The sequence below is a fragment of the Thermoanaerobacterium calidifontis genome (genome assembly GCF_055381745.1).
Genome location: NZ_AP042436.1, coordinates 242,693 through 258,973, shown reverse-complemented (window position 1 = coordinate 258,973; position 16,281 = coordinate 242,693). Strand labels below are relative to the sequence as shown.

General features: G+C 37.9%; 13 protein-coding genes. 5 read left to right on the top strand and 8 right to left on the bottom strand.

Features of this window, described 5'->3' with window-relative positions; all coding sequences use genetic code 11:
• Window positions 1–95 precede the first annotated feature (95 nt).
• Window positions 96–476, top strand: coding sequence for a desulfoferrodoxin (locus tag ACZ42G_RS01330; RefSeq protein ID WP_085112399.1), 381 nt, complete (start codon window positions 96–98; stop codon window positions 474–476).
• A 72-nt stretch (window positions 477–548) separates the two neighbouring features.
• Here the strand turns inward: ACZ42G_RS01330 and ACZ42G_RS01325 are convergent, their stop codons facing one another.
• Window positions 549–1,838 (bottom strand): Nramp family divalent metal transporter, encoded by a 1,290-nt coding sequence (locus ACZ42G_RS01325; RefSeq protein WP_464851102.1) that lies wholly within the window; start codon window positions 1,836–1,838, stop codon window positions 549–551.
• A 119-nt stretch (window positions 1,839–1,957) separates the two neighbouring features.
• Here ACZ42G_RS01325 and ACZ42G_RS01320 point away from each other — a divergent pair, with 119 nt between their 5' ends.
• The 4 genes from ACZ42G_RS01320 to ACZ42G_RS01305 all read left to right on the top strand — a co-directional run bounded on the left by ACZ42G_RS01320 (window position 1,958) and on the right by ACZ42G_RS01305 (window position 6,096).
• On the top strand, window positions 1,958–2,428 hold the full coding sequence (locus tag ACZ42G_RS01320; RefSeq protein WP_206199026.1) for a metal-dependent transcriptional regulator: 471 nt from the start codon (window positions 1,958–1,960) through the stop codon (window positions 2,426–2,428).
• 96 nt (window positions 2,429–2,524) lie between these two features.
• On the top strand, window positions 2,525–3,154 hold the full coding sequence (locus ACZ42G_RS01315) for a VTT domain-containing protein (RefSeq protein WP_085112402.1): 630 nt from the start codon (window positions 2,525–2,527) through the stop codon (window positions 3,152–3,154).
• 155 nt (window positions 3,155–3,309) lie between these two features.
• Window positions 3,310–5,778: a CoA-disulfide reductase gene (locus ACZ42G_RS01310; RefSeq protein ID WP_464851100.1), complete on the top strand. Its 2,469-nt coding sequence runs from the start codon at window positions 3,310–3,312 to the stop codon at window positions 5,776–5,778.
• A 3-nt stretch (window positions 5,779–5,781) separates the two neighbouring features.
• The gene (locus ACZ42G_RS01305; protein WP_085112404.1) at window positions 5,782–6,096 is read left to right on the top strand and encodes an ArsR/SmtB family transcription factor; all 315 of its coding nucleotides are present in this window, start codon (window positions 5,782–5,784) and stop codon (window positions 6,094–6,096) included.
• Window positions 6,097–6,140: 44 nt separating this feature from the next.
• Here ACZ42G_RS01305 and argH read toward each other — a convergent pair whose 3' ends face one another.
• Genes argH through argJ form a run of 7 tightly spaced genes read right to left on the bottom strand, consistent with a single transcriptional unit; the run spans window position 6,141 to window position 16,281 of the window.
• On the bottom strand, window positions 6,141–7,469 hold the full coding sequence (argH, locus tag ACZ42G_RS01300) for an argininosuccinate lyase (protein ID WP_464851099.1): 1,329 nt from the start codon (window positions 7,467–7,469) through the stop codon (window positions 6,141–6,143).
• Window positions 7,450–8,688: an argininosuccinate synthase gene (locus ACZ42G_RS01295; protein WP_464851097.1), complete on the bottom strand. Its 1,239-nt coding sequence runs from the start codon at window positions 8,686–8,688 to the stop codon at window positions 7,450–7,452. The genes argH and ACZ42G_RS01295 overlap by 20 nt, the downstream gene beginning before the upstream one ends.
• Before the next feature lie 25 nt (window positions 8,689–8,713).
• Entirely contained in the window at window positions 8,714–11,935 is a 3,222-nt protein-coding gene (gene carB, locus ACZ42G_RS01290; RefSeq protein WP_464851096.1) for a carbamoyl-phosphate synthase large subunit, read from the bottom strand.
• On the bottom strand, window positions 11,922–12,992 hold the full coding sequence (carA, locus tag ACZ42G_RS01285) for a glutamine-hydrolyzing carbamoyl-phosphate synthase small subunit (protein ID WP_464851094.1): 1,071 nt from the start codon (window positions 12,990–12,992) through the stop codon (window positions 11,922–11,924). The genes carB and carA overlap by 14 nt, the downstream gene beginning before the upstream one ends.
• Before the next feature lies 1 nt (window position 12,993).
• Window positions 12,994–14,178 carry an acetylornithine transaminase gene (locus tag ACZ42G_RS01280; RefSeq protein ID WP_464851092.1) on the bottom strand — a complete coding sequence of 395 codons (1,185 nt, stop codon included), beginning with the start codon at window positions 14,176–14,178 and terminating at the stop codon, window positions 12,994–12,996.
• Window positions 14,165–15,064: an acetylglutamate kinase gene (gene argB, locus ACZ42G_RS01275; RefSeq protein WP_085112410.1), complete on the bottom strand. Its 900-nt coding sequence runs from the start codon at window positions 15,062–15,064 to the stop codon at window positions 14,165–14,167. The genes ACZ42G_RS01280 and argB overlap by 14 nt, the downstream gene beginning before the upstream one ends.
• A complete protein-coding gene (gene argJ / locus ACZ42G_RS01270) occupies window positions 15,061–16,281 on the bottom strand; it encodes a bifunctional ornithine acetyltransferase/N-acetylglutamate synthase (protein ID WP_085112411.1) in 1,221 nt (406 codons plus the stop codon). The genes argB and argJ overlap by 4 nt, the downstream gene beginning before the upstream one ends.

The window sequence follows — 16,281 nt, the reverse complement described above, 5'->3', positions numbered from 1 at the left end:
ACTTGATTTTAATTTATATGAGGTGTATAATATTTACAAAAGATAATTTTTATCAAAAGAAATAAATTATCTTTAAATTAAAAGGAGGTTTTCTTATGGCAAATTTATTTGGAGTTTACAAATGCAAGGAGTGCGGAAATGTTGTAGAAGTTTTAAACGCTGGTGATGGAACATTGACATGCTGTGAAAAGCCGATGGAAGAGCAAATAGTAAATACAGTTGATGCCAGCAAAGAAAAACACGTTCCTGTGATATTAAAAGACGGTGACACAGTAACAGTAAAAGTTGGCAGCGTAGAACATCCTATGGAGGAAAAACACTACATAGAGTGGATTTCAATTTTAGCCGACGGAATTTACATGAGGAAGATGTTAAAACCAGGAGATAAACCTGAAGCAACATTCAAGACAGATGCAGCAAAGATTCAAGCTTGGGCATATTGCAATTTGCACGGCTTGTGGACTGCAGAGATTTAAACTTTACTCCTCCTATTTTTGCATTTGTTTATGCATAAAAGATGTCCTAATGAGGACATCTTTTTGTTTTGTTCACAACATTCCTTGAAAGGTTGTATACAAAAGTATTCCGTTTAAAAGTATTATAAAAATCGAAATTCCCCATCCTGCAATTGTAGCAGCCAAATTGTTTACAAATTCACCCATGTATTCTCTTTTAGAAGTTATTAAAAGCAGTGGTATTATAGCAAATGGAAGGGCAAAGCTTAAAACGACTTGGCTTAAAATAAGAGCATTCATTGGATTTACACCCAAGAAAAGGACTGCCATTGACGGTATTATCGTAATAAGCCTTTTTAAAAGCGGTGGAAAAGTTTTATTTAAAAATCCATCCATAACTGTCTCCCCTGCCATAGTCCCAACTGCAGACGACGAAAATCCCGATGATAAAAGGGCCAATGCAAAAGCTATACCTGAAAAAGAACCCAAAAGAGGTTCTAATGATCTATGAGCATCTTCTATAGAATCAACATTAATACCATTTTTAAAGAAAACTGCCGCTGACACAATTACCATAGCCGCATTGACAATAAAAGCGATATTCATGGCTATCACAATGTCCAGCCTTTCCATCCATAAATGGTGCTTTTTCTCTTTTAAGCTTAAACCCTTGTTTCTACTTTGAACTAATTGAGAATGCAAAAATATGACATGTGGCATTACTGTAGCTCCCAGCATACCAACTGCTATATACAAAGCATCTCTATTTGCAATCGTTGGAGTCAAAGTGCTAAGTCCAACCTTCAGCCATTCTGGCTTTGCTAAAAAAATTTCGAATCCGTATGCTAAGCATATTACACCTATTAATATTTCAATGACTGACTCCACCGCTTTCTGCCCAAATCTCTGTAGATGCGTTATGAAAAGTGTCACAATTCCAGTTATGACACCTGCATAGGCCAATGGAATCTTAAAAAGAAGGTATATTCCTACAGCACCACCTAAAAATTCTGCCATCGTGGTTGCAATAGCTGCAATCTCAGATACGACAAAAAGCAATACATTAGTCTTTTTTGAAAATACAGCTCCACACATTTGGGACAAATTTTTTTCAGTAGCTATACCCAATTTAGCCGATAAATACTGGAGAAAGATTGCAATCATATTGCTCCACAAGATGACCCACAAAAGGCTGTAATTGTACTTAGCACCTCCAGTTATATTTGTGGCAAAATTGCCAGGATCTATATAAGCAACGCTTACTACAAATGCTGGACCTAAGTACTTTAAAAAATCAGCAATCTTCTTTACAATCAGGTTTCCTGAGGCTTTTTTGTTTGTTTCAGCGAAATCTGCCACAGCCACACTATTTAAATCTTTCATATTATGTCACACCCTTTTTCACATTGGCAACATTATTAGCCAATCCTAAAATTTAAAATTCTAACATAGAATATGTTAAACGGATGTATTTCGTTACATTTAAAAAGAAGGTGAATAAATTGCAGGATAAATTTCGCACTTTTAGCGAATACATGAAAAAAGAGAATAACTCATTGACAGCGTCTATGGAAGACTATCTTGAAATGATATGTAGATTATCAGCCAAATCAGGCTATGTAAGGCTGCATGAATTGGCAGATGCATTGAATGTCCAGCCGCCATCCGCCACAAAGATGGTTCAAAAGCTTTCTGAGCTTAATCTCATAGACTATGAAAAGTACGGCATCATAACTTTAAGCAATGAAGGCAAATCAATCGGAGAAGCTCTTATAAAAAGGCATAATACAATCTTAGAACTTCTAAAAACACTTGGAATAGCAGAAAATAATCTTCTTGAAGAAACAGAAAAAATAGAACACACTGTAAGTACAGAAACACTCCATTGTTTCTTACGTTTTATGGACTTTTTAGAACAAAATAATGACATTAAAGAAAAATTAACTCAGTACATGAAATCAAAAAGAGATTAAAAGTGGATTAAAATTTACAATTCTGTAATAATTGCAATTTTTAATATGCTATAATTATAAATGTACACTATTTTGCAAAAAGGAATGGGGATTTTAATGTCATTATTGAAATTGGGAATTGATGTAGTTCTTCATCTCGACAAGTATTTAGGCACCATAATACAAACGTATGGTACCGCCACATATTTACTTATATTTCTCATATTGTTTTTTGAGACAGGCATCGTCATAACGCCATTTTTGCCTGGTGACTCGCTAATATTTGCTGCAGGTGCGTTTGCTGCCATAGGTTCGCTAAATGTATTCACCTTATTTATAGTAGTCGCGTCGGCTGCAATATTAGGTGACACTGTAAACTACCACATAGGAAAATTTATAGGCGAAAAAATATACGAAGCTGAAAACCTAAAATTGATAAAGAAAGAACACCTTTTAGAAGCCAGAAACTTCTATGATAAATACGGCAATATGACAATAGTATTAGGAAGATTTATACCTATCATAAGGACGTTTGTGCCGTTTGTGGCAGGCATAGGTGAGATGAATTATATCCACTTCCTCACCTACAACGCATTAGGCGGTATAATCTGGGCAGCATTGTTCTCGTTTGGCGGCTACTACTTTGGAAACCTCGAGATTGTCAAAACACATTTTGGATTCGTCACAATAGCCATAATCGTGATTTCTCTGATACCTGCTTTGGTGACTTTCTTGAAAAAGAAGTAAGCGAGATATAATCTCGCTTTTTTTATACCTTTATTTGATAAGGCTTTATCATAATTCTTTAATTGAAAAATATTTTTAGTTAAATTATTGACAATAAAATTAATATATTGTAATATTAAGATATAATAATAATAATCTTAATAGGAGGAAGAATCATGAAAGTTGTAATTGTCGGGGGCGTTGCTGGCGGCGCATCTGCTGCGGCAAGATTGAGAAGACTTGATGAAGACGCTGAAATAATACTCTTTGAAAAGGGAGAATATATATCTTATGCCAACTGTGGTCTGCCGTATTATATAGGTGAAGTCATAAAAGAACGTGAAAAATTAGTCGTTCAAACACCAGAAGCTATGTCAAAGCGCTTCAGCATCGACATAAGGACTCTATCAGAAGTCACAAAGATAAATCCTGATGAAAAAACCGTAGTCGTTCATGATATAAAAAATGACAGAACCTATACAGAAAGCTACGATAAATTGATACTATCACCTGGCGCAGAACCTATAAAACCACCAATGCCAGGCATAGATGGCAAAAATATTTTTACGCTTAGAACTATTCCAGATACTTATAGGATAAAAGACTTTGTCGACAACAACAAACCTAAAAAGGCTGTTGTAGTAGGAGGAGGCTTTATTGGTCTTGAAGTAGCAGAAAATTTAAAAGAAGCAGGACTTGATGTGACAATCGTAGAATTAGCTGACCATGTAATGGCACCTCTTGATTACGAAATGGCTGCAATTGTACATCAACGCCTTAAAGATAAAGGTGTAAATCTCATATTAAAAGATGGTGTAAAAGAGTTTCACCACAAAGAAGGCATAACGACTGTCGTATTGAATAGCGGCAATACGTTAATCACTGACATGGTCGTATTAGGCATAGGCGTAAGGCCAGACACAAAATTAGCAAAAGACGCAGGCCTCGCAATCGGCGAAAGAGGCGGCATAAAGGTCAATGAATACATGCAGACATCAAATCCTGATATATACGCTGTAGGCGATGCTATAGAAGTAAAAGACTATATAAACGGAAGCAATACTTTGATACCATTAGCCGGACCTGCAAACAAACAAGGCCGTATCGCTGCAGACAATATTTGCGGAAGAAAAAGCAAATACGATGGTACGCAAGGTACTTCTGTTGCAAAAATTTTCGACTTAACTGTGGCAGCAACAGGAAACAATGAAACAATCTTAAAAAGAGCTGGGATAGATTATGAAAAAGTCATAATACATCCAAATTCACATGCCAGCTACTATCCTGATGCACTGCCTATGACCATTAAACTCATATTCAAAAAAGATGATGGAAAAATCTTAGGCGCTCAAATAGTTGGATTTGACGGCGTTGATAAGAGAATAGATGTCATCGCTACTGCAATACGCAGCAATATGACAGTTTACGACTTAGAAGAACTTGAATTGGCATACGCTCCACCATATTCATCAGCAAAAGACCCTGTAAACATGGCTGGTTTTGCAGCTTCTAATATATTAAAAGGTGATATAAGCGTATTCCACTGGGACGAAGTTAAAGATATAGATTTGTCTAAGTCTTTAATACTTGACGTAAGAACGGATCTTGAGTATCAGCTTGGAAACATTAATGGTTCTATAAACATACCTGTAGATGAGCTAAGAGAAAATCTTCACAAGATTCCAAAAGACAAAGATATATACGTATACTGTCAAGTAGGCTTAAGAGGATATATAGCTTGTAGAATATTGATGCAAAATGGCTTTAAATCTGTCAAAAATCTAAGTGGCGGTTATAAAATATACGAAACCGCAACATCGGATTTCACAGATATAACAGTAAGGTACGACGATGAACAGACAGAGTGCGGCATGTGCGTTACAGATAAAAAAAAATCAGATGACACAGTGGCAGCGGCAACATTAGAGATTGATGCGTGTGGACTTCAATGTCCTGGTCCTATAATGCAGACATTCAACGCAATAAAAAATCTAAAAGATGGAGACATACTAAAGATAAAGGCTTCAGATCCTGGATTTGAAAATGACATTAAGACATGGTGCCAAAGAACTGGAAATGCGCTTCTTAACTTATATCACGAAGGAAAAATCATTGTAGCAGAGATAAGGAAAAATGCAGCTACAAAAGCAGTTGAAACAAAAACATCTTCTGATAAAAACGACAAGGCTATCATAGTATTCAGTGGAGACTTAGACAAAGCCATAGCAGCATTCATAATAGCAAATGGCGCTGCTGCAATGGGAAGAAAGGTAACACTCTTCTTCACATTCTGGGGTCTTAATATACTGAGAAAGCCAGAAAAAGTGTCAATCAAGAAAGACTTCTTCAGTAAGATGTTTGGCATGATGATGCCAAGGGGTTCCAAGAAGCTAAAGCTTTCGAAGATGAACATGTTTGGCATAGGACCTAAAATGATAAGGTACATCATGAACAAGAAAAACGTATCTTCGCTGGAAGATTTAATACAGCAAGCGCTTAAAAATGGCGTAAGGATTGTGGCATGTAACATGTCGTCTGATATAATGGGTATAACTAAAGATGAACTTATAGATGGTGTTGAGTTAGGCGGTGTGGCATCATTTATAGGTGCAGCAGAGCAGTCAGACACCACACTCTTTATATAAAATTTGGAGGGATTTCCGCTGAAAAACAGTGCTATAGACATCGAAAAAGATTTTAAAAAGTATGAAGCGATAGCAGAAAAATTAAAAGCCATAGCGCATCCGTACAGGCTTTGCATCGTAAGAGGACTTCTATCAGGAGAGTGCAACGTGACTACAATACAAGAATGCTTAAACTTACCTCAATCAACAGTGTCGCAGCACATATCAAAGCTAAAATCTGCCGGCATAATAGAGGGAAAGCGAAACGGACTTGAAATCTGCTATCGAGTTGTAGACGACGACATAATAAATGTAGTCAAGCTTTTATTTAATGATTAAGAGATAGGAAAAACATCCTATCTCTTTTTTTGCGTCTAACTGTACTATTCTTCATCAAACAGTTTCGGAGATCCTATAGTTTTCTTATTTTTTATGCTGTTCCTCAAATCAATTGCTTTATAAACATCTACATCTATCACATCGCAAAACGATTTTAAATCTTTAATTGATAGCTCTTCTATGGCACAATTTTTATCTATGGCGTACAACACGACTTTTCCGGTTATCTCGTGGGCTTTTCTAAATGGAATTCCCTTAGATACAAGATAATCAGCAAAATCTGTAGCATTCATATAGCCATATTTTGCTGCACTTGCCATGTTATCACTTTTTACCTTCATTGTTTTTACCATGCCATTAAAAACCGCAATTGCCATTTTCAAAGTGTCTATTGCATCAAAAAGCGCTTCTTTGTCCTCCTGCATATCTTTGTTGTATGCCAATGGAAGTCCCTTCATGACTGTAAGCAAAGTCATTAAATTCCCATACACTCGCCCTGTCTTACCCCGTATAAGCTCTGCAGCATCTGGATTTTTCTTCTGAGGCATCATGCTGCTTCCTGTAGAATACCTATCATCTAACTCTATAAAGTCAAATTCTTTGCTGGACCAAAGGACTATTTCCTCGCAAAAGCGGCTTAAGTGCATCATCATAATTGAAGAAAAGCTTAAAAACTCTATCACAAAATCCCTATCGCTAACTGCATCGAGGCTATTTTTAGTTATATCGTCAAACCCAAGAAGCTTTGCCACGTACATTCTATCTATATTGTACGATGTACCTGCTAATGCACCCGATCCTAATGGCATCACATTTACCCTTTTTGCCATATCATTAAGCCTTGATAAATCCCTTTTAAACATCTCCACATACGCCATCATATGGTGCCCAAAAGTGACAGGCTGAGCCCTTTGCAAATGGGTATAACCTGGCATGATCGCATTCTTATGTTCAAAAGCCTTATTTTTAAGCGTATCAATTAGAGTTTCAATGCTGCTTTCAATTTCATTTATAACATCTCTTAAATAAAGCCTCACATCTGTCGCTACTTGGTCATTGCGGCTTCTTCCAGTATGAAGCTTTTTACCAACATCGCCTATTTTTTCAGTCAAAAGCCTTTCAACGTACGTGTGTACATCTTCATCATTGGGTATAAAACCCGTATCGGTTTCCTTTAAAATCTCATTTAGCCCATCTACAATAAGCTTTGTTTCATCGTCCTTTAATACACCCGCTTTATTTAAACCCTTTGCATGGGCTATGGAACCTTCTACATCGTATTTGAAAAGTCGTATATCGAAAGAAATGGAGGAATTAAAATCCTCCATAAGTTTGTCTGTGTCTTCTTTAAACCTACCGCCCCACAGCTTCATTAAAATCTTCCTTTCTGCTTATATCCATAAGCGCTTTTATTTTAAGCGGCAATCCGAATAAGTTTATGAACCCTTCTGCATCCTTTTGATTGTAAACTTCATCTTCGCCAAATGTAGCAAATTCTTCACTGTATAATGAATATGGGGACTTTGAACCTGCATTTATCAAGTTTCCTTTGTAAAGTTTAAGCCTTACAGTACCAGTCACATTCTGCTGTGTCACATCAACAAACGCATCTAAAGACTCTCTAAGCGGTGAAAACCACAATCCATTGTAGACAAGATCTGCGTACTTTTGCGCCACCAAATCTTTAAACCTCATGGTTTCTTTGTCCAAAACCAAATACTCCAATTCCTTGTGGGCTGCGTAAAGAACCGTTCCTGCAGGTGTTTCATATACACCGCGAGACTTAATGCCTACAAGCCTATTTTCTACAATATCAGCTATGCCTATACCATTTCTTCCGGCAATCAAATTAAGCTCTTCTATCATCTTCGAAGGACTTGCGTATGACTTTCCATTTACTTTTACAGGTATCCCCTTTTCAAACTCTAAGACGACGTACTCTGGCTCATCTGGCGCATCCTCCGGTGGAACTACCATATCGTACAAGCTGTTTTTAGGCTCATTCCATGGATCTTCCAAATCACCGCCTTCATGGCTTATGTGCCATAAATTGTTGTCAACACTGTATATCTTTTCCTTTGTTACAGGCACAGGAATGCCTTTTTTCTTAGCATAGTCTATTTCCTGTTCCCTTGACTTAAAGTCCCATATCCTCCACGGCGCTATTATCTCTATTGATGGATCAAGGGCCTTTATTGACACTTCAAACCTTACTTGGTCATTTCCTTTTCCAGTAGCGCCGTGCACTATCGCCTTTGCACCTTCCTTGTGAGCTATCTCCACAAGCTTTTTAGCAATGAGGGGCCTTGCAAATGAAGTACCTAATAGATACTTACCTTCATACACAGCTCCTGCTTTTAATGTAGGAAAAATATAATCCTTCACAAATTCATCTTTTACATCTTCAACGTATATCTTGCTGGCGCCGCTTAATAATGCCTTTTCTTTTATGCTGCTAAGCTCGCTTCCCTGTCCTACATCTATACACGCAGCTATTATCTCACATTCGTAATTTTCTTTAAGCCATGGTATTATGACAGACGTATCTAAACCGCCTGAATACGCCAAAACCACTTTTTCTCCTTTTAACATATAAATCTTCCTTTCCAAGTTAATTTTATAAAGCAGATTTCTTTAAGTTTTTAGACTGCAGCTCATGATACTCATTTAACGACAGATAATTAAGTCCGCTTATTTTCACCTTCTGCACCGCTTGGAGAGCTGCCTTTGCCGTATCAAGGGATGTAAACAGCGGAACTCTGTATTCACATGCAGTTCTCCTCAGTATAAATCCATCATTGTCTACTTTCTTGCCATGATTTGGTATATTGATGACTAATGAAAAATACCCTTCTTTTAATAGCCTTATGGCATCTTTTATATTCACATGTTTCACACTGATTCCAGCAGAATTAAAATGTCTGGCTGTACCGGATGTGCCAAATAGCTCATATCCAGCATCATGATACTTTTTTACCGTACTCATTGCATCGTTTATGCTTCCACTGGCTATGGAAATTAAAACCCTTCCACTGGCAGGTATATCTAAGTTGGCTCCTGCCATAGCCTTGTAAAGAGCTCCTTCGTAGCTTAAATCTATGCCCATTATTTCTCCAGTAGATTTCATCTCAGGTCCCAACATCACTTCAACATTGGTAAGTTTCTCTGTTGAAAATACAGGTGCCTTTACGATTGTGTGTGTCGTCTTAGGCCATAAAACATCTTCGTAGCCTAAGCTCTTTAATGTGTCGCCTAATGCGATTTTTACGGCTATGTCTATCATAGGGACTCCTGTTGCCTTGCTTATTACAGGTACTGTCCTTGAAGCCCTTGGATTTACCTCCAAGACGTAGACGATGCCATCTTTAACTACAAATTGAATATTGATAAGCCCTTTTACTTTTAAGGCACACGATATTTTCTTTGTGTACTCTACAATTGTAGATATTTCATGATCAGATAAATTTCTCGCAGGGTACATGGAAAAACTGTCACCAGAATGTACGCCCGCTCTTTCTATATGCTCCATTATCCCAGGAATCAATACATCAATTCCGTCGGATATGGCATCTACTTCAACTTCTCTTCCCTCAATGTACTTATCAATCAAGACAGGCTTCCCTGGAGATACCTTCATGGCATTTGAAACATAATCTATTATCTCTTGAAGTGTGTTTACTTTTTCCATTGACTGGCCACCTATTACGTATGAAGGTCTTACTAAAAGAGGGAATCCTATTGTCAGCGCTACATCTTTTGCATCACCTACTGATAGCGCATATCCGCCTTTGGGCTGGTTTATATTTAGCTTTTTAAGAAGCTTAGAAAACTTTTCTCTGTCTTCACTTTCATCAATGCTTTCAAATGAAGTGCCCAATATATTTACACCATTATCAGATAGTCCTTGTGCCAAGTTTATAGCTGTTTGGCCTCCAAACATCACCAAAACGCCAAGAGGTTTTTCTTTTTCGATGATATTCAATACATCTTCCAGAGTCAGTGGTTCAAAGTACAGCCTATCGCCTGTATCAAAATCTGTGCTTACCGTCTCAGGATTGTTATTTATTATGATTGATTTGATTCCCTTGCTTTTAAGAGCCCAAAGTGCTTTTACTGAGCAATAATCAAATTCTACGCCCTGCCCTATTCTAATAGGTCCTGAGCCTAAAACTATGACTTTCTTTATGTCGTGATGAATAGGCACTTCATCGTATTCTCCGTACGTTGAATAAATATACTGCGTAACAGATTCAAACTCTGCCGCACATGTGTCCACCATTTTATATGCTGGCACTATTCCGTAGCTTTTCCTTAATTCCCTGACATCTTTCTCATCTATTCCTCTGATATTGGCAATTTCTCTATCGGAAAAGCCCATTCGCTTTGCCTTTTCTAAAACCTCTTTTGCCAAGTCGTTTATAAATATCTCTTTTTCCATTTTTACTATATCTAAGAGCTTATTTATAAACCACTTATCTATCTTGGATATTTCATTTATATGATTCACAGTGACACCGCGGCGAAGTGCCTCAGCTATATAAAATAGCCTCATGTCATTTGGCTTTTTAATGTTATCGATGATCTCCTCATCGCTTAATTTTTTTATGCTCTCATTTGTAAGTCCATAGGCTTTTATCTCTAAAGACCTTACGGCCTTTAAGAGTGATGCTTCAAAACATCTGTCTATTGCCATCGTCTCTCCTGTAGCCTTCATCTGTGTGCCAATCTTTCTGTCTGTCTCATAAAATTTGTCAAATGGCCACCTTGGAATCTTTGTAACAACGTAGTCAAGCGATGGTTCAAACAAGGCTGTAGTCTTTCCTGTGACAGGATTTTTTATCTCATCAAGCGTAAAGCCAACAGCTATTTTAGCAGCTATCTTGGCTATAGGATAACCTGTAGCTTTTGACGCTAAAGCACTTGAGCGGCTAACCCTCGGATTTACCTCTATAACGTAATACTGATGGCTATTAGGGTCCAGAGCAAACTGAACATTGCAACCGCCTTCAATCTTCAATGCCTTTATGATTTTCAAACTGGCAGTCCTCAACATTTGATACTCGTAATCTGTCAATGTCTGTGACGGTGCTACGACGATGCTGTCACCTGTGTGGACGCCAACAGGATCAAAGTTTTCCATATTGCATATTGTTATGCAATTGTCGTTGCTGTCCCTCATGACTTCGTATTCTATCTCTTTATAGCCATAAAGAGACTTTTCTATCAACACCTCATGTGCCATGCTTTTCTTTAAGCCTAAGTCAACTATAACCTTAAGCTCATCTACATTGTTTGCTATGCCGCCGCCAGTTCCACCTAATGTAAAGGCAGGCCTGACTATAAGTGGATAGCCACACTTTTCTGCAAATTTAATCGCATCATCTACATTATTTACAGTGGTGCTTTCTGCTATAGGCTCTCCTATTTCTTCCATCTTCTTTTTAAACAATTCCCTGTCTTCAGCCGTTTTTATTGATTCAATAGAAGTTCCCAATACCTTTAGATTGTACTTATCGATTATTCCGCTTTCTTTAAGTTTTACAACTACATTAAGCCCTGTCTGACCACCGATTGTCCCTAATATCCCATCTGGCCTTTCTTTGTCTATGATGGCTTCCAGTACATCGACTTCTGGGTTTTCTATATACACAACATCGGCGATCTCTGTATCTGTCATTATTGTAGCAGGATTGTTATTCACTAAGATAACTTTTAATCCTTCTTCTTTCAATGATTTGCATGCTTGTGTTCCGGAATAGTCAAACTCTGCAGCTTGACCTATTACGATAGGCCCTGAGCCTATAACAAGCACCTTATTCACTCCTTCATATTTCGGCAAGATAAGACCTCCTCCTATAAACACAAGTTATATCCATGAATTTATCAAAAATGTACATCGAATCATGTGGTCCAGGACACGCTTCTGGGTGGTATTGGACGGAAAATACCGGCAGGTATTTATGTTTTATTCCTTCCACCGTATTATCATTTAAGTTTACATGAGTGATCACTATTTCATCGCTATTTATAGAGCTTTCTTCTACAGCATATCCATGGTTTTGAGATGTTACAAATGACTTTCCTATCATCAAGTCCTTCACAGGCTGGTTTGAGCCTCTGTGACCAAATTTCATCTTTATGGTATTGCAACCCATGGCAAGAGCGATTATTTGATGTCCTAAGCATATACCTAAAACTGGTATCTTGCCTATGAAAAACTTTGCAAGCTCTATGGCAGAAGTTGCATCTTTTGGATCCCCTGGACCATTTGAAAAAAATATGGCTTCAGGCTCAATCGCCATTACATCTTCTGCGCAAACATCGTAAGGAAACACGTATATATCAAATCCTACATTTCTCAGCATGTTTAAAATATTCTTTTTGGTACCAAGATCTATAAACGCCAATTTTGGCCCTTCCCCTTGTATGTGATACGGCTTTTTTGTGGATACTTCTTTAAGCAAATCCACTTTGATATCAGGCACTAAAGCATTGGCATCGTCAGTTATGATGCCTCTCATGGTACCATTTGATCTCAATTTTTTAGTCAATTCCCTCGTATCAACACCTACCAAAACCGGTATGTTATTTCTGTCAAGGTAATCAATCAATGAAGAGTCTGAGAGAAAATTGCTGGGGATATCGCAGTACTCCCTTACAACATACCCTCTAATATATGGCTTTTCTGATTGAAAGTCGTACTTATTGATGCCGTAATTTCCAATAAGCGGATATGTCATGACGACGATCTGCCCCGCATAAGATGGATCAGTGATGATTTCCTGATATCCTGTCATGCCTGTATTAAAGACAACTTCCCCAAAACCTTGAAAATTCTTGCTTATAATATTGCCTTCAAAAATGCTGCCATCTTCCAGCTTCAAGTACCCTTTCATCTTAAAACCCCATTTCATGTAATACATCGTCAAGAATTATCGTAGCAGTATCAATTTCATCTTTATTAACGATAAGTGGCGGTACAAACCGCAAAACATTATGGTTTACACAGTTTATGAGAAGTCCTTTTTCCAAGGCTTTTAGCACTATCTCACCTGCATCATCCAAATCAACTTCGCATCCTATCATAAGACCTTTTCCTCTTACCTCTTTTATGACTTTGTACCTATCTTTTAATCCATTAAGTTTTTCCTTAAAATACTCTCCTTTTTTCACTACATCATCAAGAAAACCTTCTTTTGTAATCTCCTTCATGACTGCAATTCCAGCAGCACATGCAAGTGGATTTCCCCCAAACGTTGATGCGTGATCGCCAGGTTTAAATACTGCCACATTTTCTTTTGCCACAATCGCACCTATTGGCACACCGCCACCTAATGCCTTTGCCAATGTCATAATATCTGGTTCTATGCCAATGTGCTCATATGCAAAAAGCTTTCCTGTCCGTCCAATGCCTGTCTGGACTTCATCTACAATCAATAGAACGTCATTTTCATCACATATTTCTCTGATCTTTTTTAAATACTCAAGACTCCCCTCATGTATGCCGCCTTCCCCTTGTATGATTTCTATCATGATTGCACATACATCATCATCTAAAGCACTGTAAATATCGTCAATGTCGTTGTACTTTACGTACTTAAATCCCTCCAATAGCGGTCCAAAACCTTCATGGTATTTCATCTGACCTGTTGCTGTAAGAGCACCAAATGTCCTTCCATGAAATGAATTTTTCGCGCTGATGATTTTATACCTTTTGTCACCATATTTAATCGATGCGTATTTTCTTGCAAGCTTAATTGCTCCCTCATTGGCTTCTGCACCGCTGTTGGCAAAAAACACTTTATCGCCAAACGAGTTTTCCGCAATCAGTTTAGCCAGTTCAATCTGATTTTCATTCCAATAAAGATTTGAACAGTGTATCAAAGTCTCCGCTTGACTCTTGATGGCATCTACTATTGGCGGGTAACAGTGACCAAATGCGTTTACAGCGATGCCTGCCACAAAATCGAGATACATATTTCCCTCTGTATCCCAAACTTTTGTGCCGTTGCCTTTTGATAGTGTAATGGGATAGCGTCCGTAAGTATTCATCACATACTTTTTGTCATCAGAGATTGTCATCGTCAAAGCACTCCTTTCCTATCATAGTTCCAATCCCTTCGTCAGTGAATATTTCTAAGAGAAGCGAATGTGTCAATCTTCCATCGATTATGTGTGCCCTCTTAACACCATTTTCTACTGCTTGAATGCAGCATCTTAATTTAGGTATCATGCCACCTGTAATCTTTCCTGTCGTCATAAGCTCTTTAGCCGCATCTAAATCAATTCTCGATATAACGCTACTTTTATCATTCACATCCGACAGTATGCCTTCCACATCTGTTAAAAGTATGAATTTCTCGGCTTTTAAAGCTTCTGCTATTCTACCTGCTGCTGTATCAGCATTTACATTGTAAGTCTTCCCATCTTTGCCTACAGCACATGGAGCGATAACTGGTATAAATCCTTTATCAAGCATCATCTTTATCACATCAATATTGACTTCTTCAATCTTTCCAACATAGCCAATATCTCCATTTGCAGTATCTTTCTGGGCTACAAGAAGCTTCCCATCTTTTCCGCTTATCCCTATAGCTTTACCGCCTATCTCGTTTAGCATTGAAACTATCTCTTTATTTATCTTGCCTGTAAGGACCATCTCAACTACTTCCATTGTCTTTTCATCTGTAACTCTCAAACCGTTTATAAATTTTGACTCAATATTAAGGCTTTCAAGCATCTTGTTTATGTCTGGGCCGCCTCCATGTACGACAACTGGATTTAACCCAACGTATTTTAGCAAAACTATATCCTGCATTACCATTTTCTTTATATCGGAATCTATCATGGCATTGCCACCGTACTTTATCACAACAGTAGCACCGGAAAACTTTTTAATATAAGGTAGGGCCTCTATTAATATTTTAGCTTTTGCGATTTCATCGCCGTATTTTTGCCTCTTTATCATGTTCTGTAACTCCCGTTTATTTTTACATAATCGTAGCTTAAATCACAGCCCCACGCTAAAGCTTCATGTTTTCCGGCATTTAAATCAACTACTATCGAAATCTCTTTTTCACTTAATATCTCTTTCGCTTTGTCTTCGCTAAAAGGAACATAACCGCCATTTTCACAAACTTTTATAATTCCCTTGTTGCTTTTCAAATATATATCAACGGCGTCTTGCGAAAAATTAGCTCCTGAATAACCCAAAGCTGCAATGATTCTCCCCCAATTGGCGTCTTCTCCAAATATAGCCGTCTTAACCAAATTTGAATTGACAATAGACTTAGAAGCTAAAATCGCATCATCTTCCGTAGGTGCATTGACTACACTTACCTCCATGAACTTAGTAGCACCTTCGCCATCTTTGGCTATTTGCTTTGCCAAATGCTTATTTACATATAAAAGGGCGTTGTAAAAAATCTCATACTCATGTGTATCTTCCTCTATCGTAGGATTGCCTGCCATACCGTTAGCCAGCATTATGGCAGTATCATTTGTGCTCATATCTCCATCGACAGATATCATGTTGTAGGACCTCTTTACAGTCTCTTTCAATGCCTTATCTAAAGCCTTTTTCGATATGTCTGCATCTGTAGTAATAAAAGACAGCATTGTAGCCATATTTGGAGAAATCATGCCAGACCCTTTAGCAATACCACCTATATAAACTTCATAGCCTTTTATGTTCAACTTTACGGCAACTTCTTTTGTAAATGTATCTGTGGTAAGAATCGCTTCTGCAGCCTCTTTTCCGCCATCCTTCGACAGTCCTTGAGAAGCCAATTCTATTCCTTTGGCAATTTTGTCCATAGGAAGTGTCACACCGATAACACCTGTTGAGCAGACAAGCACATCGCTGCTATCTATATTTAGATATTTGGCCGCCATATTAGCCGTAGATGAAGCATCTTCATATCCTTTCTGTCCTGTGCACGCATTGGCATTGCCACTATTTACGACTATTGCCTGCGCTTCACCATTTTTTATTTTCTCCATGTCTAAAATCACTGGAGCCGCTTTCACCTTATTTGTAGTAAATACTGCAGCAGCATTGGCCTTTTTCTCAGAGTATATCATGGCAAAATCCTTTTTCGCTTTCTTTATTCCTGCAAACACACCTGAGGCTAAAAATCCTTTAGGAGATGTGACATTTCCTTCAATCACCTCAAAATCCTCCAT